Origin of the sequence: Rivularia sp. UHCC 0363 (genome assembly GCF_034931125.1) — a bacterium.
Lineage (GTDB): Bacteria > Cyanobacteriota > Cyanobacteriia > Cyanobacteriales > Nostocaceae > Rivularia.
On record NZ_JAYGHM010000013.1, the window covers coordinates 89370 to 109439 of the forward strand.

The window sequence follows — 20070 nt, forward strand, 5'->3', positions numbered from 1 at the left end:
CCCCCTCTCCCCCCTCTCCCCCCATCCCTCTTAGTAATTAAATTCTTAACTCAAGGTAAGATGTCGCAAAATAATCCTGTGTATCCTGTAATTTGGCATAATAATTCAGTCTCCTTAATCGATCAAACTCGTTTACCTCTGGAATATTCCTACGTAGAAATTCATCGTAGTGAAGATATGGCTCAGGCAATTAAAACTATGATTGTCCGTGGTGCGCCTGCAATTGGTATTGCTGCTGCTTATGGTATGTATTTGGGAGCGCGGGAAATTGAAACCTGTAACCGCGATGAGTTTATCCAACATTTAGAAAGAGTCGCACAAATGCTACGGGAAACTCGTCCCACAGCGGTTAATCTGTTTTGGGCTATTTCACGGATGTTGAAAGCTACTTATGAAACAATCGGTACGGTAGAAGAAATCAGGCGAACCCTTCTGGAAACCGCTCAAGCGATTAATAATGAAGACCTGCAAACTTGTCACCAAATTGGCGATCGCGGTTTGTTGGCTTTACCCGAAACACCAGAAAAGTTAACTATCTTAACTCACTGTAATGCTGGTGCGTTGGCAACTGCGGGTTACGGTACTGCTTTGGGTGTAGTGCGATCGGCTTGGCGAGAAGGACGTTTAGCAAGACTTTTTGCTGACGAAACTCGCCCCAGATTACAAGGGGCTAAACTCACTACTTGGGAATGCGTTCAAGAAGGAATCCCGGTAACTTTGATTACCGATAGTATGGCAGCGCACTGCATGAAACAAAATTTAATTCATGCTGTTGTTGTCGGTGCTGACAGAATTGCTGCAAACGGTGATGCTGCTAATAAAATTGGGACTTATAGTTTGGCAATTATTGCAAAAGCTCATAACGTGCCGTTTTTTGTTGCTGCACCTCTTTCTACGGTTGATTTTTCTATCGCTGATGGTAGTGAAATTCCTATTGAGGAACGTAATTCAGCAGAGATTTACCAATTAGGAGAAACTATCCTTACTCCATCTGGTGTTGATTATTATAATCCTGCATTCGATGTTACCCCAGCAGAATTAATTACAGCAATTATGACGGAAGAAGGTGTATTTGCTCCTGGGGATTTGAAAAAGTATCAGAATAAGCATATGGTTTAGTTATTGGTTTAATGCTGGCATCTACTTGAGAAATAATAGAATTAAGAAATACATTTTTATTAATCCCCAGCGTTATGATTCGCGGGGATTTTGATTAATTAGCTTTAAAAAATACTTTGATTTTTTCATAGAAATTAATGCCAATCAGATAGTTGTATAAAATAAAATATTTTTTTCATAGCAAGATTAATTGGCGCAACACAGGCTAAATTTAAAATTGTAAAAACTAGATCAAAATATATTTTGCTCATGTCAAATTCTGACAATTTATTAATTATAAGGATTTTCTACATTCAAATAATAAATAATTAGCAAAGACGATTCCAGTAATCTTAATTTATAGTCCTTTTTGTAGGATAAAATACAGTTAAGATATATTACAGAATCTAACATATTATTGCTAAGATTGAAGCGAAACCATTTAGTGATTTTTCGCTAGATATGTAGAGAGAAACACAATGTTTGAGAATTTTCTTCCGCCTCTAAATGAACACAATTTACCCTATCCAGATACAATTCATCCTATTGTTGTCCATTTTGTAATTGCGATGGTTTTGTTTGCATTTTTGTGCGACATTATAGGGTATTTTACAAAAAATCATCGGCTTTTTGAAGTAAGTTGGTGGAATATGTTTTTCGCTACAATTGCCATTTTCGTTGCTATTGTATTTGGACAAATTGAGGCAGGTTTATCATTAGCTTATGACGCGGCTGAATCGGCGCTAAATTTACATACTTTGATGGGATGGACGCTTTCCGGAATTATCACTGCAATTACCGGCTGGCGCTATGTTATCCGTTTGCGCGACTCGAAAACGATACCAGTTTCTTATTTAGGAGCAGGATTGTTATTAACAGTATTAGTGTGTTTTCAGGTATATCTTGGAGATAAATTAGTTTGGGTTTATGGATTGCATACAAGTCCGGTTGTGGAAGCAGTAAAAGAGGGGATTTTGTAATGAATTCAGAAATTGAACAGTTAGGCTTAGGTGCAAATGGATTACCTTATACTATTCCAATTCATCCTAATTTAGTGCATCTCACATTGGGATTATTCATTATTGCGATCGCTTTTGATATTGTTGGTGTCTTTTTCACATTAGAAAAGCCAGTCTTCAAGTTTTTATCTCTTCGTGCGACTCGTTCGGCATTTTTTGATGTCGGCTGGTACAATATGCTGGCTTCAGCCATTATTACGTTTTTTACAGTTGCAGCAGGTTTTTACGAAATAATGTTGGCACAACCCCTACCTAATGTAAAAAGTGCTTGGGGATTAGGAGCAACTGAAACGATGCTTTGGCATGGTGTAGGTGGTGTTATTTTATTAACACTAATTGTCGGAATGACTGTATGGCGAGGGTTTCAGCGTTATAAGTGGCGTAAAGATAACGCTTTACAAGTCCAGTGGAGTTATTTATTAGTTGGATTATCAATCATGTTTATTATGTACCTCCACGGTACATTGGGAGCGCATATGGCTGGTGAATTTGGTATCCACAATACAGCAGATAATTTATTGCGATCGGGACAAAATCCTAATACTTTATTGCGATGAGTAGGTTAAAGGTTGAAGGTCAAAGGTTGAAGGTTAAAAACTAATTACTATTACTCATGAGAATACGTAAGATTTTATTAATACCCGTCAGTTCTATTATTTTAGCTATTGTTAGTTTAGGGATAGGACGATTATCTTACTCTTGGCTTCCTCCACAAGCTACGACTGAATCTCTATTAATAGATGATTTGTTTAGCTTCATGGTAACTGTAGGCTCATTTATCTTCTTTGGAGTTACGGTCGCGCTGGTATATTCAATCATCTTCAATCGTGCGGGTAAATATGACTTTAGCGATGGTCCTCACATCGAGGGAAACGTTACTGTTGAAGTAGTCTGGACGGTAATTCCATTCATCTTGGTAATTTGGATTGGGACTTATAGTTATCAAATTTACGACCAAATGTCGATTCTGGGTCCGATGGAGCATAACCATATATCGATGGGTATGAAATCAGCTTCAGCCGAACCAATTTCAGAAGCATCAGAAACAGTTGAAAATCCTGAAAGAATCGAAGTAACAGCCAAACAATGGGCTTGGATTTTTCGCTATCCAGAGCAAAATGTTAGCAGTACCGAACTGCATTTACCTGTAAATCAGCGTGCTTATCTAACATTGCGATCGCAAGATGTCATACATGGATTTTACATTCCTGCATTTCGGGTCAAGCAAGATGTGATTCCTGGAGAAACAATCAACTTTGAATTTACCCCCATCCTTGAAGGTAAATATCGGTTGCGGAATTCTCAATATAGCGGTACTTACTTCGCAGCGATGCAGGCTGATGTAGTGGTGGAATCTCCTGAAAAATATCAGCAGTGGCTAAAGGAAGCATCAAATCGCAAACCATCCCCTGCATTTAATCAAGCGATGTCCGAATATACCAGATTCACAAATAAAGCAATTAACAGCAATTGGGCAACTGTCAAGCCTGCGGAGCCTCCTGTAGTTAATTATCACGATTAATGGGAATAGGGCATTGATTGCTCATAGATAATCCAAAATCCAAAATCCAAAATTGAAATGACTAGTATTCAAGACAAAAATGCTGAAGTTGTCAGCGAACATCATCATCCGACTACGACTTGGAAAACTTACTTTACTTTTAGTACCGACCATAAAGTAATTGGTATCCAATATATCGTTACTGCCTTCGTATTTTTCCTGATTGGTGGCGTTCTTGCCATGATCATTCGTGGCGAATTAATTACCCCGGAATCTGACTTAGTAGACCGCACGGTTTACAACTCCATGTTTACCATGCATGGTACGTTAATGCTGTTTATGTGGACTTTTCCGGTCTTGGCGGGTTTGGCTAACTACCTCGTACCTTTGATGATTGGAGCGCGAGATATGGCGTTTCCTCGTTTAAATGCCCTTGCCTTTTGGATGGTTCCAGTGTTTGGAATTATACTCATGGCGAGTTTCTTTGTTCCCGGTGGTTCTGCACAAGCGGGTTGGTGGTCTTATCCACCTGTTAGTACCCAAAATCCGACGGGGAATTTAATTAACGGACAGTTTCTCTGGCTGCTAGCTGTGGCATTATCGGGAGTGTCTTCGATTTTGGGCGCGGTTAATATTGTTACCACAATTTTCCGGATGAGAGCGCCGGGAATGGGCTTTTTCAAAATGCCTGCTTATGTCTGGACGGTATTGAGCGCTCAGATCATTCAATTGTTTGGATTGCCTGCATTAACTGCTGGTGCGGTGATGCTGCTGTGCGACCTCAGTGTAGGAACCAGTTTCTTTGACCCCGCAAAAGGCGGCAACCCGGTTTTATATCAGCATTTGTTCTGGTTTTATTCCCATCCCGCAGTATACGTAATAATACTGCCTATCTTTGGTATTTTTTCGGAGATATTTCCGGTTTACGCTCGCAAACCGCTATTTGGCTATAAAGTTGTTGTCGTTTCGTCGGTGATTATTACAGCTTTGAGCGCTGTGGTGTGGGTTCACCATATGTTTGCTAGTGGTACTCCCGGCTGGATGCGGATGCTGTTTATGTTTTCCACGATGTTGATTTCGGTACCTACGGGAATCAAGGTATTTGCTTGGGTAGCAACTGTTTGGGGAGGTAAGTTACGTCTGGATACACCAATGCTGTTTGCGTTGGGTGGATTAACGATGTTTGTCTTTGCAGGGATTACGGGAATCATGCTAGCTGCGGTTCCAATTGACATTCACGTAAACAATACTTACTTTGTGGTTGGTCACTTTCACTATGTAATTTATGGTGCAACGGTAATGGGTATTTATGCTGCCTTGTACCATTGGTTCCCGAAGATGACTGGAAGAATGTATTACGAAGGTTTGGGTAAACTGCATTTTTGGTTGACTTTTATTGGTGCCAACCTTAACTTTTTCCCCATGCACCCATTAGGATTACAAGGAATGCCTCGTCGAGTTGCTTCCTATGACCCGGAATTTGCATTTTGGAATGTGATTGCGAGTATCGGTGGATTTGTATTAGGAATGTCCACATTACCGTTTTTACTTAATATGATTAGTTCTTGGATTGATGGTAAGAAAGCACCGGATAATCCTTGGAATGCAATTGGTTTGGAATGGTTGGTTTCTTCACCACCACCTGTGGAAAACTTTGAAAAACAACTGCCAATTGTAATAGAAAAACCCTACGGTTATGGAAAATCGAAACCGGAAGATTTAGTTGCAAATGCTGCGGATTTGAATTGATTGGGATCGAAAAAAAATTCCTCTGGTAACTAGTTCCCAGCCGACCGGCTGGGAATGCCTAAAAGAGAGGCTCTGCCTCTTTTCAAGTCCTTGGAGGCGGAGCCTCCAGGCAGGGATTCCCAGCCAGAGACTGGGAACCAGTCAATCCTCACAAAATCTATTATGAATACTACAAATGGGAATATGGCACAGGCTCAACACGAATTATCAAATAGTGAAATTTTAGCTGCACACGAACATGATGAAGAAGGCAACAGTATGTTTGGCTTCATTGTCTTTCTACTTTCAGAAAGCGTCATTTTCTTAAGTTTTTTCGTGGGATATATAGTTTACAAAACAACAACTGTTGATTGGCTTCCACCAGGAGTTGCAGGGTTAGAAGTTCGAGAACCTGCTATAAATACAGTTATTCTGGTTTCCAGTAGCTTTGTAATTTACTTTGCAGAAAGAGCTTTAAAGAATCATAATGTTTGGCTTTTTCGCTTGTTTTGGCTGTTAACAATGGCTATGGGCAGTTATTTCTTGTATGGTCAAGCTGTTGAATGGAATAGTTTGGAATTTAGTTTTACATCAGGTACATTTGGTGGAACCTTTTACTTATTAACCGGCTTTCACGGTTTGCACGTTTTTACTGGTGTGATGTTGCAGTTAACAATGTTAATTCGTTCTTTCATTCCCGGTAATTACGAAAAAGGTCATTTTGGTGTAGATGCAACTTCATTATTTTGGCACTTTGTTGATGTCATTTGGATTATTTTATTTTTACTTCTATATATATGGCAGTAAGTAGGGAGTAGGGAATAGGGAATAGGGTAGATAATTATTAACTATTAACTCTTTTAATCCAAAATCCAAAATCCAAAACTTGTGCTGAGCAGTTCGACGTAGCTCACTGTAAGACTTGCCGAAGTATCCAAAATCCAAAATCCATTCACGAAGTGTGTCCGAAGGACATAATCCAAAATCTAAAATCTAAAATCTATTAACAATGATAATTGACGACCAATATTACGATGTAATTATTATCGGTACTGGTGCTGGTGGAGGAACTTTAGCTCGTAAGTTAGCACCTACTGGTAAGAAAATTCTTGTTTTAGAACAAGGAGATTTCTTAGAAAAGGAAAGTTCTCAGTTGAGTGATGTGGAAGTTTTTAAAAAAGAAGATTTCCACGCACCAGAACAGTGGTATGAAGAGGAGGGTGATTTTTTCTATCCTCAAACTAGTTATTCCGTTGGTGGTAATACCAAAATTTATAGTGGTGTACTACAACGGATGCGGGAAAGGGATTTTGAGAAAGTTCAGCATCTTGATGGTATTTCCCCAGAATGGGAAGTTAAATACCAGGATTTTGAACCTTACTACACAGAAGCTGAGAAACTCTATCAAGTCCACGGTCAAGCGGGTGATGATTTGACAGAACCCCCTCGCAGCGAAGGTTTCCCGTTTCCCGTAGTTGATAGCGAACCCCAAGTAGAAGATATTTGTACCAGCATCTCAAAACAAGGATTGCATCCAGCATATCTCCCCATCGGAGTGGGTGAACAAGGACGAACTGATGCAGAAGATACCGGAATTTCTCCTACTATTAAAAATCACGATAATGTGACGTTAAAAACCTCTGCTAAAGTTGTATGTTTACACACCAATCCATCAGGAAAAGTAGTTAAAGCTGTAGAAGCGCAAATTGGAAAACAATCTTATTTGTTCATGGCAGATATTATTGTACTTTCTTGTGGGGCAATAAATTCCGCAGCATTACTATTACGTTCAGCAAACGATAAACATCCCCAAGGACTTGCTAATAGTTCCGATTTAGTGGGACGGAATTTGATGAAGCAGTTGATGACGGTGGTGGTACAGCTTACCAATACTGTTAATTCTGGATTCTTTCAAAGAACCCGCTATATCAATGATTTTTATTGGGGTGATGAAAATTTTGCTTACCCGATGGGTCATATTCAAAATTCGGGTGGTATTCTTCAAGATGTAATTTTCTCTGAATCACCACCGTTGTTGTCAGTTGCTGCTAAATTAATGCCAGAATTTGGTTTAAAGCAGTTAGCAAAACGTTCTATCGGTTGGTGGTTGCAGAGTGAAGATTTACCATCACCAAAAAATCGCGTTCGTGTAGAAGGTGCCAAACTATATTTAGATTATACGGTTAATAATACCGAAGCACACGACCGTTTAATTTATCGCTGGATTGATGTTCTCAAAGCTATAGATGGAAACGGACAAAATATTTATCCCCGTTGTGAAGCACCGCTTCAAGTGGTAGCACATCAAAGTGGAACTTGTCGCTTTGGGGAAGATACTAGAACTTCAGTTCTCGATCTTAATTGTCGCACTTATGATATAGATAATCTCTACGTTGTTGATAGTAGTTTCTTTCCTTCTGTCTCTGCAATTAGTCCAGCTTTGACTGTTATTGCTAATGCTTTGCGGGTAGGAGAGCATTTGATCGAGCGGTTAGGGTGAAGACAATGAACAATGAACAAAGAGGACTTAATTGTTCATTGTTCGATTTTAATTTGCCAAGTTTGTAAGGTGGTTCCCAAAAATTGGTCAAGTGTTGTTAGAGCATTAAGATATTGAATGGTTGCGGATAATTCAGCATTTTGTGCTTGAACTAAATCGTTCTGAAAATTTACGATATCTACAATTCTTGTTTGACCACCTAATTTTTGTTTTTCTCGTTCAATATCAAGCTGTTGTTTTGATAATTGGGTTGCTTGTCTGGCTAATTCTAATTGAGAGAAGCTTAAATTAATATTTCTAATCGCATCTTGTAATTCAATATCGAGGTTTTCGTTATTTTCTCTAAAGTCATTTTCTGATTTTTTTAAATTAATTCGTGCTTGTTCTACTTGCTGTTGTAAAGATAAATCCCCGATAGTCCGAGTCATAGCTAATCCGGCTCTTGCATCGTTTGCTTGATTATTACCATCGCTAATATCGACATTGAAACTTAAATCCCAACGTCTTGCATCTTTTGCTAAAACTAATCCAATTTTATTCGTTTCTAAGTTAAGTAATGATTGTAAATATGATGGTTGATTTTGAATGGCAATTTGTTTAATGTTTTCTAAATCGAGTTTAACTCGTTCAACTGTAGGAATTTCTGCTGCTTCAATATTTGTATTTTTGTCAATATCAATAATTTTTAATAATGCTAATTTGCTTGATGCTAAACTATTTTGTTCTCCTAATAAGCTAACGCGCAGGTTAGCAATATTTGCTTGTTCTTTAACAATTTCAACTGGTGCTATTCTACCAGCAGCAATTAAAGCTTTGGTGACTTCTAAATTTTCTTGAGCGTTTTTAAGGGATAGTTCGGCAATTTTGACTCTTTCTTGAGCTTGCAGTAATTCCCGATAGGCAATAATACTTTTGGTAATTGTGTCGGCTAATGTTGATTTTAAGTTGATAATATTATTTTGCTCGCCAATCCGCGCTAATTCAATAGAAGCTTTATTCACTGTAATTCCAGCACCTCTCAATAGCGGTTGACGAAAGCTTAGTTGTAAATTTTGGTCGAAGCTATTATTGCTGATATTAATATTATTAAGATTATTAAAACTACTATTATTAGTTCTAGTATTTCCAAGCCAACCAAAGCTGATTTCTGCCCCTGTGGGAATTTTCATGACTACTTTTGCATCTAGACTACTATTTACATTCGTAGTGTTGCCTAATTTGTTCGTAGATAAAGATAATGTAGGAGTAAAATCGGGGTTGAATTTATCTTCGGCAATTGCTAATTCTCCCCTTTGAACGGTTCTGTCTAAATAAGCGTTTTTAATTTCTGTGTTATTTGCTAATACTAATACTACAACATCTTTTAACATCAATCTTTTAATGTTGTCAGATGATGGAGATGTTCTTTGAAAAATTGCTGGATAATTATTCGGGGTTGCTTCGGTGGATGGTTGAATTTGACTAAATACGGGTAAAATTTGATTAAATACTAATAGAATAGTGATGGGAATCAAATTGATTTTATAAATTAGTAATAAGTGTAATTTTTTCATATTTGTTACATAATTTTTCAGTTAGTTCAGTGATATTTATGTAAGAAAAGATAGTTATTATTTTTGATTGTCCTCTATATTAATTTACAAAAAACTTATAGTTTTGTAATCTAAAATCTAAAATCAAAGCATCCGTTGTTAAAATCTAAAATTAATTAATTAATTAATTAAGATTGACGCAATGCTTTTACAGGGTCTAATTGACTTGCACGTAAAGCGGGGAAAAAACCCGCACCTACCCCAACAAATAAAGCCGAACCTAAAGATAAAGTCACAGTTTTTATTTCAAATTCATAGGGTAAACTGAATGTCTGAGCAACAACAGTAGTAATACCATGCACTGCGGTAATAGCGCTGATTCCTCCTACTAAACTCAAAATGGCAGCTTCAAGGATAAATTGCCATAAAATCTCGTATTTTGTCGCACCAATTGCTCTTCTTAAACCGATTTCCGCAGTCCGTTCAATAACAGCAGCAATGGTAATATTGGTAATCCCCACACCACCAATTAGTAATGCAATCATACCAACAACAGTTAATCCTTGGGAAGCTATTTCTAAGGTTTGCTTTTGAGCTACAATGTCTTCAATATTGCTATAAGCGTATATTTCCACACTGGGTAAACGCTTTTTCAATAATTCTTCAGCTTTAGTTTTGATTTCCTCCATGTCTTCTGGATTGCGGGGACGAATCGAAATCGATTGAATATTTTCTACGCCGGTCATTGCGCTATATATTGATATTGGTAATAGAATATTTCCTGTTGGCTCTCCATCAAATAAGTTATTTTTAGTTTCAATTACTCCTACCACTAAATAAAGTCTGCCACCACTAAATAACTGCTGTTCTAGAGGATTTTCCTTTTTAAATAATTTATCTGCTAAAAATTTATCGATGACAATTACTGGTCTATATTTAGTAAAATCGTTTGAGTTTAAAAATCGACCTTTTAATAGTTTTCTCCCTGTAGTTTGCAGATAATCTTGAGTTACGGCTAACATTGTCGGTTGTGCTTCTTCTGTTCTATAGTAAACTTTATTTTCTTCATATGAACGGTTTATTCCACTAATTGCAGTTATATTCTTAATGTTGCTTCGTAAATAATTCATATCTTCTAAATTTGCGTCTCTTCCCTCAGTCACGTAAGTTCCAATTTGGACTTGAGGAGCTTCTCTCTGGGCTAGTTGTTCGGCAATTATAGCGCGACTAATATCACCAACTTGTAAAGTTGCATTCACTGCACCAACTCCCATAAATACACCTAAAGCTGTTAATGTAGAACGCAGTTTATTGGCTATTAATGACTTACAACTAAGAATAATTAAATCTTGGGGAGAAAGCATTTTATATATTACTTATAATAAATTTAAAGTTCCGAATTATGGTGATTCACTACCAACTTCATTTACCAATGTTCCAGGTTTTAAAGTGACATCGGGTAGGGGAATAATAATTTTTTCTCCTGCTTTCAAACCAGATTTAACTTCGACTTTTGTAGCACCTTCTAAGCCTAATATAACTTTACGTTTTTGGGCTTTATTTTGCGCGTCTTTGATCCATACAAAGGGTTCTCCTTCTCGTTGAACTGCTTCAAGATTCACCGCAACTACCTGTTTGCGTTGTTCTACAACTATCTCTACACTTACTTGACTACCGGGTATTAAATCACCACTGGGTTTGTCTAATTCAATAGTTGCAGGGACTTTAGCTTGTCCAGAACCACTAAATCTCCCGCTACTGTCATCACCGGATGTCGCAATGGGATGTATCTTTTTGATACGTCCAGAGAATGGTTTTGCACTCGGACCAATAGTTTTAATCCTTACTGGTTGATTAACTTTTACTTTCCCAGCTTCTAAAGTTGCTAGTTGGAGTTTGACTATTTCTTGATTGGGATTGCCTAAAACAACTAATACTTTCCCTGTTTCCATTCCGTCACCATCTTTAACTTGAACATCAAGGATTTTTCCACTAATTGGAGCAGTTACAAGATTATTTTTTAACTGGGCAAAAATGGTATCACGCTCGACTTTTGAACGTTGGAGTTCAGTTTTTTCGTTTTCGACAATAGAAATTGCTTCCCGGAGTTCAGAACGCGCACCCAGGAGCTTTTCCTGTTCGGGAGTAGCACGCTGTTGTTCTAGCTGCATCCGCTTTAATTCACCTGTATCGCTTTTAATTGTTAAAATTGCTTCTTGTAATTCTGATTCTATTCCTAATAAATTCTGACGCTTTTCTTCCCTTTCTCGCTGTTGTTCTATTTCTTTGCTTTGGTAGTCAAGTTTTTGATTTCTCGCTTCCAATTCACTGTCTCTCAAACCAGATTCAGCAGCACGAACTAATTCTTGTTGCGCTTGTAATTCATCTCCTGCAATAAAACCCTTAGATGCAAGCAACTGTTGATTTTTGAGTTTATTTTGTTCCCCAATCAACTTGTATTTAGCTTCTGCAATTTTTTCTCGTGTTCTAATCAGTTCTAATTGCTGCTTTTGATTTTCGATTTGTTGCTTTTTGCGGTCTTGTACTAATTGTTGCTTGGATGTTGTAATCTTTTGTTGAATCTCCTTGACTTTTTGTCCAGCACGGATAATTTTTAGTTGTTGATTTTCGATTTCAATTTTTTTAATTGGCTGACCTAATTCTTGCTGTGCGGTAGCTAATTTGTCTCGTGCTTCTACCACCTTTTCCTGACTGCGAGCAAGAGCTAATTCCTTACTTTTAACCTGTAAGTCTTGACCTGCAAGATTTTTTGACCCTTCAACGTTACGTAAAATTACTAACTTATCACCAGCAACAACAGAATCACCGATTTTGACCAATACCCGTTCTAGAACTACACTGCTTGGGGATTTAATTTCCTGCTGTCCTCCCAATTCAAGCGTACCACCCTCACTAACAGTAATTTCCACATCTCCCCGCTCCACCGGAACTACAGGTAAAGCTACCGCACTACCAGATCGATCACGATCGCGCAGCAAAAACAACCATCCACCAGCACCCACGACAGTCAAGATTGCCGATAAAATTAACCACTTTATGCCAACTTTGAACCTTTTTTTACTTTCAACTGACTGCTCCATAGTTGAGATAGCAAAGATTTATGAGTATCAAAATTTTATCCTATCCTTGATTTCTTAGAAGTTAAAAAATATTTATTGTAATTAAGAATACCTTTCTTAGTAGAAGAATAGAGAACAGGTTCTTACTTAAAATAAAACCAATTCACAACTATAAATTCCCAACTCCTAAATATAAAACTTCAACCTTTGACCTTTGACCTGAATTGGGTTCTCCAAATAAAACTACCGAACAATTAACTTCAGCAAGTACCTTATTTGTGACATCGCTAACCGCGAATCCTCCAGCGGTACAACGACGGACAGAACGTGAAATTATCATGTCAATCTATATCTGCAACCAGCCCCTGTTTAACTGTAATAGATAAGGAGTTTTGACTTAGGTATTGTTTTTATGAACAAAACTTAACATTTCTAGATAATTCTCAACATTTTTTGATGTATTTTATGCTTCATTTTTACTAGAATAAAAAAGTTAGAGAACAATCATGCTTACTAATACGCGAAAAGCAAGCACTTATCGATACTTATTTGCAAATAAGTAATTATGCTGAAGCGCGAATGCCTCAGCCGTGCAAGCCGAAGTACGGGATAACCGCTTCTATGGAACCGTTGAAGTAGGAAGTAATGTCCGGAAAGTACTGATTTTACAGAGCAAAAGCAAGAGGATGAAAGATAAAAGCTTTTCATTTCCAACTTCCCCTATGAATAGCATAGACCGAAATACGGACACCAAAAAGCCGGGGTCATGACCCGACTTTTTGGATTTAATCGGCTGGATTTTAAGTAAGGATTTAATCGGCTGGATTTTAAGTAAGTTAGAACTTGTGCGCGTGCAGCACCTCCATTACGTCACAGAGATAGGCGATGCCCGAATAGTCGTCGAAAAATTGCGCTGCAACCTCATCCGAAATCTTCACGGCCATATCCCGATTGGGGGTAAGTATCTCGAACTTTACATTCTGGAAAGCATCAGAAACGCTGGGTTGTCCCGACGAGCGCACGTTACGACTGCCTTTACCGCCAGCATCCACCACCGTATAACCGGCGGCTCCGGCTTCGTCGATGATTTTGGCGATCTGTTTCATCAGCACCTTTTCCGTGACGATGACGAGTTTACTAGCTCTCTGGGTCATGTTAGTTACCTCCCTTTGTGTGTATTTATTAGACTATATAGAAACTCAGCAAAACGTCAATACTGCGTGCGTAGGCGTAGCCAGCCAGAGGCATCGCGCCGATCTAGCCGCCGCGTTGGTTGCTGAGCCAGGGGAGCAACGGCAGACCGTGACCCGTCTGGTATCAGCCGCCCAGCGCCTGGGCGAGTCCAATGTAGAGAGGTATTCCTAAAGCAATTGCAACCGGCGTGCCGACGGCTGTAGACGCGCCGATGTAGGCAGAGGGATTGGCCGACGGGATACCAGCTCGTAAAGTGGGCGGTCCTGAAATGTCTGAACTGGAGGCGGCCATAACGGCTAGAACCACGACACCGCCAAGGCTGAAATTCGTAACGTAGTGGGCAATCATGCCGAAACCGAAGGCTATGAGTCCATGCAGTAGCGGCGCTATCACAGAATATACAGTGTACCAATGAGCCACTTTACGCAGCTCGTTAACCCTTGCCCAGGCTTCCATACCCATGATCAGCATCAGTACCGAAAGCAGACCGCGAAAGAGCGGCTCGTAGAAGGTTTTATAGACACTTTCCGGCTGAGTTAGCAGGCCTAGAGCGAGACCGAGTAGCAGTGCCGATAGGGCAGAGCCTTGGAGGCTTTCCTTGACGATAGGCCATATCTTGACCCGCTGGCGCTCCTTGCTAGGATACCCGTGTGCGACGATACCCTGGTCGCTGGGATAATCACCTGCGGTAACGCGCTGCTTGCCAAGATACTCCTGCTTGCTGAGATACTCGTCTGTGTTACCGTGCTGTTTGCTGGTAGTATAAATGCTGGCCAAGACAATCGCAGTCACGAGCGCTGGAATGTCCATGAAGGGATAGAGTGCGGCTGACCAGGCTTCGTATGACATCTTTTGGGTTTCCAGTAGCGTCAGGGCGGCAGCAAAGGTAGAGCCACTCACGGCACCGAACAAGCCTGCGGTCGCAATGCCATCCTCGGTTTTGACGTTCGGCAGCTTGCACAGCGTGTAGCGCCCGATAAACACGATAAGAATTCCTATTATTACGGCGAATAATGCGGGCAACAGCATATCCACCAGATTGGCATTGCGGATCTCCTGTCCGCCGGTCAGCCCGACTTTCATGAGCAGCATGAAGACGATGAACTTATAGACAGGATCTGGAATTGCCAGTCGGCTGCCGACGGATGCAGCGACCATACCACCAATCAGAAAGCCGAGTGTCGGGGACTGCAACTGCGCCGCAAATTTCGTCAAGAAATCGGTCAAAAATTCCACGTTGTAATTTCTCCTTAAGTTCAGATATTAGGGGTCAGGATGGGCAGGCAAGCGTATTGTCATCACAGCCAAAACTTGCTTTATGCTTATTGCCCCAATTACTGCGATCGCTCTTCTATAAAACGGTTTAAAATCATCAACTCTTGCACCGCGTTCACCTTTATGTGCGACGATCGCTACGTGCCGTCTGTTCGTGTAAGATTAAGTAGAACAACCATTTCATCGATAAAGACTAAATAATCTTTGGTCTATTTGTTTAACTTGTTTCCAATATTCACTTATTCACTTCTTAAATTTTGGACTCGTTTTTTACTTGCTTAGCTACTACGCAGCGTCTCTTTTTTATTATTAAATTTTGTTTCTTCAATCCACTACACATCGTACTTGTACTTACTCAAAATATTGTTTTGTCTGGGTACTGTTCAACCATCTTTACTAGTTGAACATCATATCTGTGCAAATCACCGAAGAACGTTTCTAGCGCTTATTCGGGATTAATCTTCGCCACTGGTTCTGCTGTTGTTGCATTTTAAGTGTTATCACCTCCCGCTTCTAGTGGATTCTCCATGCAACCTTTGAGCAAAACTACCCCGGTCGATAACCCTGCTGTTACAAGAAATTTGCTTCGAGAAACTGAATTAAAATCTGTCACTGTGGTCTCCTTTAAGTAGTTCTATGTTTTTTAGACATCACAAAGCTGAACAATAACTACTCGAATTTGCTAATATAAAAACGTTTGACTTACTCTTACAAACAGCAAGCAACAATAGCGCAAATATCAATGTAGTCTGCTTTGGAAAAAACTAATAGCAAAGATGAAAATTTACGATGCAATTAACGTAAATCTGTTTGCGGGTTTGTTTTTTTACATTTTGACTAGTGTTAAAACTAGAATACAACGTTTAGCATAAAAAATATATACCCTAACTAGGTAATTATTAAATAAATATAATATTAGATATATAAGTAAAACTTTATAGTTACCAAATAATGATAGCTTTACTACATTGATAATAAATAAAATACAATCATAATAATTGATGTGAATCTATGATTAAGTTATATATATATATATATATACGCCTAATATGAATTAGTTCAAGGGTAGGAGAAGTAAGATTCGGGAAATTTACCAGCAAATCATTCCCAACTTCCCCTATGAATAGCATAGACTGGACTACGGTAATTGGATTAAAGCGCGATAAGCGCTATGGTGTAACTCCTAACCTTTAACCCGAATTTGGTTCTCCAAATAAAACCATCGAACAAGTAACAGCGGAAAGTACTTTGTTAGTGACATCGCTAACTGCTAATCCTCCAGCGGTACGACGACGGACGGAACGCAAAATTACCATGTCGTAGGAACTTGCTTGAGCAATAATCAATGAAGCCACATCATCGTGCAGAACTGTTTGAATTACTGGTTGTTCGCGAAATTCATTGCGATCGAGGTATGAAGAAAGTTCTGATTCAAATGCAGTTATTTGTTTTGCAGTAGTTTTACGGGGACGGACGTGTAGTAATGTGACTGTTGCTTGATTAGTATCGGCAAAAAGTTGAGCAAATTGGATTACACGTAAGATTTGAGGTGTAGTGCTTCCTACAGGAATTAGGATGCGGTGAATGTTAACTGGTTCATTCATTAAACGCATTACCGCTACCGGACAATGAGCAGACCAAAAAACATTATCAATCACATTCCCAAGTAAGCGAGCTTGTAAGCTGCTGTTTCTACTCCAACCCATGACAATTAAATTTGCATTTTGTTCTCTAGCTGTACGACTAATTCCGCGTGCAATATCATCATCGATACGAATTATTGGTTTAACTTGAGCTTGGAATTCTTGACTAATTAATAAAGCTTGTTTTAATAATTTCTTACTTTTTTTGATCGAACTATTTAGCCTTGGTTCATCCATATAAACGTGGGCTTTGGGAATCGATAAAGGCAAAACTATTCCTTGTTCGTGATGCGCTAGTAATGCTCCCATTTCAATCAAATATCTCTCAGTATTTGGGTTAGAAACAGGTACTACTACTTTAAAAATATGGCTGTAGCTTAAATCATCTATATCTAAATTAATTTCACTATTTACCGTTTTTACTTTTGCCTCTACTTCTACTTCAGATATTTGATCTTGAGGATTTTTTTCTTTATTTGATATCGGTACGGTTAATTTAATCGCAAATTTTTCTGTTATTATCGGGCCCAAAATAGCGGTAACTAACATCAACACAATTACAGTATTAAACACCGAATCTGTAATAATTCCGGCATTTTTACCTACTAATGCAGCAGCTAAAGTCGCAGCTACTTGAGGTAAGGATAAAGACCACATTGTTAAGGTTTCATTCCAATTGTAGCGATAAAGTAGTTTAGCAATAAATGCGGCAAGAAATTTACTACTAATTAATGCTCCGACAATTCCTACAGTTAATAATAATTCAGAAGTCAGGCTAGATACAAACCCAGACAAATTGATTATTAATCCCATATTTACAAAGAAAAAAGGAATAAATAAGGTACTTCCGACAAATTCCACTTTTTCTTCTACGGGGGAACGTCCTACAACATCATTTACTGCTAACCCGGCTAAAAATGCTCCGACAATTTTATCTACATTAATAATCTCTGCTCCGACTGAAGCTAAAAATACTGCTAATAAAACGAATAAAAATTGATTGCTTTGTTCGTCCCCCGTGCGACGAAAATACTCTTTTCCAGCCCAATCAAAACCAAATAAAACTATTGCCGAGTAAATTGCTAAAACACCTAATTGAATGGCTACACTAGCAATAGAAAATTCTCCCGCATTCACCGATACGCAAATTGCCAGTACTAATAATGCGGCAATATCAGTAAAAATTGTTGCTCCGATAGTTACGGTAACGGCTTCATTGCTGGTAACACCAAAACGGGTAACGATGGGGAAACCTAACAAAGTATGAGAAGCGAGTAGAGAACCAATTAAAACCGAAGCATTCCAGCCAAAATTAAAAAACCTTCCTACTATTACCCCAAAAATCATTGGAACTAGAAAAGTTGCCATTCCGAACCCTAAAGAACGGTCTTTTGTTCTGCGAAAGTCTTCTAAATCTATTTCCAAACCAGCAACGAACATCAGATAAATTTTACCGATGTCAGATAGCAGTTTCATGGTTTCGGTTTTTGCATCAAGAACTCCTAAACCATCGGGTCCTAAAACGATTCCTGCTGCTAATAGTCCTACCAATCCAGGAAGTCGCAAACGTTCAAAAATTGGCGGAACTATCAGAATAACTAATAAAAGAATTGTAAAAGCAACTATAGGACTCTTCTGAATTTCTTGTAATACTTGTTCCATAAGTAAATAGATTTATTTGTTGGTGAGACTAAATCCTAGATAGATTTTAGATTGCAAACATTTTACAGGGCAATGGTCAAATAAATCTATCTTTCATCGGCAATAATTTTTAGATTTAGTGTAGTTAAAAACTGAAAGTTAAACAAATAGCTGTTTGAATGAAACTTATTACAAAATTATGATTATTTTTGTTCGTGTATGACTATTTTATGAAATTGCGATTTCAAATATGAACCTTAGTTTTAACTTGATTTTAAATAGTTATTAATCCTTTATCTATCTAAGATTACCGATATAGTTTCTTCTTTCCCTATTCCCTATTCCCTACTCTCTACAAATAGCAAAGCCACCCTTTGAGGTGACTTCACTGATAAAAAATGTTTAACTTAGTTAGCTAGCAGCATCTGCCTTTTCTACAGTATCTTTAGCTGCATCACCAAAAGCAATCCTTAAAAAAGGTGGTGCTAAGAACGTTGTCAAGATCACCATAATAATGATAGCTGCTTGCAAAGGTTTATCAAGTGCGCCGCTAGCTGCACCAATTCCTGCAAATACCAGTCCAACTTCACCCCGTGGAATCATCCCTACACCGATCGCCAAACGATTAATTCCCGGTTTACCGAAGACTGCCCAACCTGTGATCACTTTACCAATAATCGCGACTACAAGCAAAAAGACCGCCAAAACTAAACCTTGACGATTTTCAGGAACTATGGGATTAAGTACGCTTAAATCAACTCTAGCTCCCACCGTGACGAAGAAAATCGGCACCAGTATATCTGCAATAGGAATTACTTGTTCATCTAATTCGTTGCGTTTATCGGTTTCATCTAAAACTAAACCAGCTGCAAAAGCACCTAAAATTGCTTCTAGATGAATTGCATTGGCAAGAAAAGACATCAATAATGCAAAGATAAACGCCGGAATTACAATGTTTCCTCTAGTTTTAAATACTTCAGCAGTAAGATTGAAGGCTTTATTGAAGAATTTACCCAGTAAAATCGAACCAAATAGAAAAACAGTGGCGCTGATTATTAGATAAACTACGTTAGAAATATCAACTTTGCCAGTTTTCGCTAAACTTGCTACTACCGCTAAAACGATAATACCTAAAACATCATCAATTACCGCCGCACCGACAATAATTTGACCTTCTGCTGATTTCAGATGTCCTAGCTCTGATAACACTTTGGAGGTGATACCAATACTAGTTGCAGTTAAAGCCGCACCTGCGAAAACAGCCGGAATTGTCGGGACGTTAAAGAGAAACATTAAACCCGCAGTTCCAGCTATAAAAGGAGCAGCGACCCCAACTACAGCCACAATTGCAGCTTGATAACCAACTTTTTGCAATTCCCTCAAATCGGATTCCAAGCCAATTTCAAACAGCAGCACAATTACACCTAATTCTGCTAATATCGAAATTGCTTCGCTCTGACTGGCAAAAATTGACGTTACCGCTTCGGGACTAATGTCATCAAAAAGTTGTAAAGCTTTCATGATTAGCGAGTCGGAAGCACTTGCACCACTTTCGGGAAACACGATCAGATTTAGCGCAGAAGCACCGACTACCACACCACCAACTAATTCACCTAAAACTGGGGGAAAGTCCATCATTCTGGACAACTCACCACCTAGTTTACTAGCAAGATAAATTACAACTAAACTCAGCAGTACCCCTGCAAGGACAATGGGTGCATTTTCAGCTTCGGTTGTTGCCAGTAAGGTATTTACCGGCGCAATCAGTTCAAGTGGATAATTCATTGATGTATTAATTGATTCTCCGATTAAAAGATTTGCCGTGCTTGTTAGCCTTGAGCAATTTCTATATGTTCTTT

15 protein-coding genes are annotated in these 20070 nt (G+C 38.7%); 7 read left to right on the forward strand and 8 right to left on the reverse strand.

The window, feature by feature from the left end:
* Positions 1 to 60: 60 nt before the first annotated feature.
* From mtnA to VB797_RS10115, 7 genes are all read left to right on the forward strand, one after another.
* Complete coding sequence (gene mtnA / locus VB797_RS10085; RefSeq protein ID WP_323237564.1) at positions 61 to 1119, forward strand: S-methyl-5-thioribose-1-phosphate isomerase; 1059 nt, start codon at positions 61 to 63, stop codon at positions 1117 to 1119.
* Between the two features lie 458 nt (positions 1120 to 1577).
* Positions 1578 to 2078: a DUF2231 domain-containing protein gene (locus tag VB797_RS10090; RefSeq protein ID WP_323237535.1), complete on the forward strand. Its 501-nt coding sequence runs from the start codon at positions 1578 to 1580 to the stop codon at positions 2076 to 2078.
* On the forward strand, positions 2078 to 2674 hold the full coding sequence (locus tag VB797_RS10095) for a DUF2231 domain-containing protein (protein ID WP_323237536.1): 597 nt from the start codon (positions 2078 to 2080) through the stop codon (positions 2672 to 2674). The genes VB797_RS10090 and VB797_RS10095 overlap by 1 nt, the downstream gene beginning before the upstream one ends.
* 56 nt (positions 2675 to 2730) lie before the next feature.
* Positions 2731 to 3639, forward strand: a complete 909-nt coding sequence (locus VB797_RS10100; protein ID WP_323237537.1) for a cytochrome c oxidase subunit II — start codon at positions 2731 to 2733, stop codon at positions 3637 to 3639.
* A 57-nt stretch (positions 3640 to 3696) separates the two neighbouring features.
* Positions 3697 to 5367, forward strand: coding sequence for a cytochrome c oxidase subunit I (ctaD, locus tag VB797_RS10105; protein ID WP_323237538.1), 1671 nt, complete (start codon positions 3697 to 3699; stop codon positions 5365 to 5367).
* A gap of 183 nt (positions 5368 to 5550) precedes the next feature.
* Positions 5551 to 6153, forward strand: a complete 603-nt coding sequence (locus VB797_RS10110; RefSeq protein WP_323237565.1) for a heme-copper oxidase subunit III — start codon at positions 5551 to 5553, stop codon at positions 6151 to 6153.
* Positions 6154 to 6355: 202 nt separating this feature from the next.
* Positions 6356 to 7846, forward strand: coding sequence for a GMC family oxidoreductase (locus tag VB797_RS10115; RefSeq protein WP_323237539.1), 1491 nt, complete (start codon positions 6356 to 6358; stop codon positions 7844 to 7846).
* 35 nt (positions 7847 to 7881) lie between these two features.
* On the opposite strand, the gene VB797_RS10120 is transcribed toward VB797_RS10115, so the two are convergent.
* From VB797_RS10120 to VB797_RS10155, 8 genes are all read right to left on the reverse strand, one after another.
* The gene (locus VB797_RS10120) at positions 7882 to 9399 is read right to left on the reverse strand and encodes a TolC family protein (RefSeq protein WP_323237540.1); all 1518 of its coding nucleotides are present in this window, start codon (positions 9397 to 9399) and stop codon (positions 7882 to 7884) included.
* A 167-nt stretch (positions 9400 to 9566) separates the two neighbouring features.
* A complete protein-coding gene (locus VB797_RS10125; RefSeq protein WP_323237541.1) occupies positions 9567 to 10742 on the reverse strand; it encodes an ABC transporter permease in 1176 nt (391 codons plus the stop codon).
* A 36-nt stretch (positions 10743 to 10778) separates the two neighbouring features.
* Positions 10779 to 12479: an HlyD family efflux transporter periplasmic adaptor subunit gene (locus tag VB797_RS10130; protein ID WP_323237542.1), complete on the reverse strand. Its 1701-nt coding sequence runs from the start codon at positions 12477 to 12479 to the stop codon at positions 10779 to 10781.
* 148 nt (positions 12480 to 12627) lie between these two features.
* Positions 12628 to 12798 (reverse strand): hypothetical protein, encoded by a 171-nt coding sequence (locus VB797_RS10135; RefSeq protein ID WP_323237543.1) that lies wholly within the window; start codon positions 12796 to 12798, stop codon positions 12628 to 12630.
* A gap of 496 nt (positions 12799 to 13294) precedes the next feature.
* On the reverse strand, positions 13295 to 13612 hold the full coding sequence (locus VB797_RS10140) for a P-II family nitrogen regulator (protein WP_323237544.1): 318 nt from the start codon (positions 13610 to 13612) through the stop codon (positions 13295 to 13297).
* 163 nt (positions 13613 to 13775) lie between these two features.
* A complete protein-coding gene (locus tag VB797_RS10145; protein WP_323237545.1) occupies positions 13776 to 14888 on the reverse strand; it encodes a sodium-dependent bicarbonate transport family permease in 1113 nt (370 codons plus the stop codon).
* A gap of 1229 nt (positions 14889 to 16117) precedes the next feature.
* Positions 16118 to 18232 (reverse strand): cation:proton antiporter, encoded by a 2115-nt coding sequence (locus tag VB797_RS10150; RefSeq protein WP_323237546.1) that lies wholly within the window; start codon positions 18230 to 18232, stop codon positions 16118 to 16120.
* Between the two features lie 390 nt (positions 18233 to 18622).
* A complete protein-coding gene (locus tag VB797_RS10155) occupies positions 18623 to 19996 on the reverse strand; it encodes a cation:proton antiporter (protein ID WP_323237547.1) in 1374 nt (457 codons plus the stop codon).
* Positions 19997 to 20070 lie beyond the last annotated feature (74 nt).

Coding starts and splice junctions, on each gene's coding strand:
- VB797_RS10150 (WP_323237546.1), bottom strand. CDS start 18,232: ATGGAACAAGTATTACAAGAAATTCAGAAGAGTCCTATAGTTGCTTTT.
- VB797_RS10140 (WP_323237544.1), bottom strand. CDS start 13,612: ATGACCCAGAGAGCTAGTAAACTCGTCATCGTCACGGAAAAGGTGCTG.
- VB797_RS10115 (WP_323237539.1), top strand. CDS start 6,356: ATGATAATTGACGACCAATATTACGATGTAATTATTATCGGTACTGGT.
- VB797_RS10130 (WP_323237542.1), bottom strand. CDS start 12,479: ATGGAGCAGTCAGTTGAAAGTAAAAAAAGGTTCAAAGTTGGCATAAAG.
- VB797_RS10110 (WP_323237565.1), top strand. CDS start 5,551: ATGGCACAGGCTCAACACGAATTATCAAATAGTGAAATTTTAGCTGCA.
- VB797_RS10155 (WP_323237547.1), bottom strand. CDS start 19,996: ATGAATTATCCACTTGAACTGATTGCGCCGGTAAATACCTTACTGGCA.
- VB797_RS10120 (WP_323237540.1), bottom strand. CDS start 9,399: ATGAAAAAATTACACTTATTACTAATTTATAAAATCAATTTGATTCCC.
- VB797_RS10095 (WP_323237536.1), top strand. CDS start 2,078: ATGAATTCAGAAATTGAACAGTTAGGCTTAGGTGCAAATGGATTACCT.
- VB797_RS10090 (WP_323237535.1), top strand. CDS start 1,578: ATGTTTGAGAATTTTCTTCCGCCTCTAAATGAACACAATTTACCCTAT.
- mtnA (WP_323237564.1), top strand. CDS start 61: ATGTCGCAAAATAATCCTGTGTATCCTGTAATTTGGCATAATAATTCA.
- VB797_RS10135 (WP_323237543.1), bottom strand. CDS start 12,798: ATGATAATTTCACGTTCTGTCCGTCGTTGTACCGCTGGAGGATTCGCG.
- ctaD (WP_323237538.1), top strand. CDS start 3,697: ATGACTAGTATTCAAGACAAAAATGCTGAAGTTGTCAGCGAACATCAT.
- VB797_RS10100 (WP_323237537.1), top strand. CDS start 2,731: ATGAGAATACGTAAGATTTTATTAATACCCGTCAGTTCTATTATTTTA.
- VB797_RS10125 (WP_323237541.1), bottom strand. CDS start 10,742: ATGCTTTCTCCCCAAGATTTAATTATTCTTAGTTGTAAGTCATTAATA.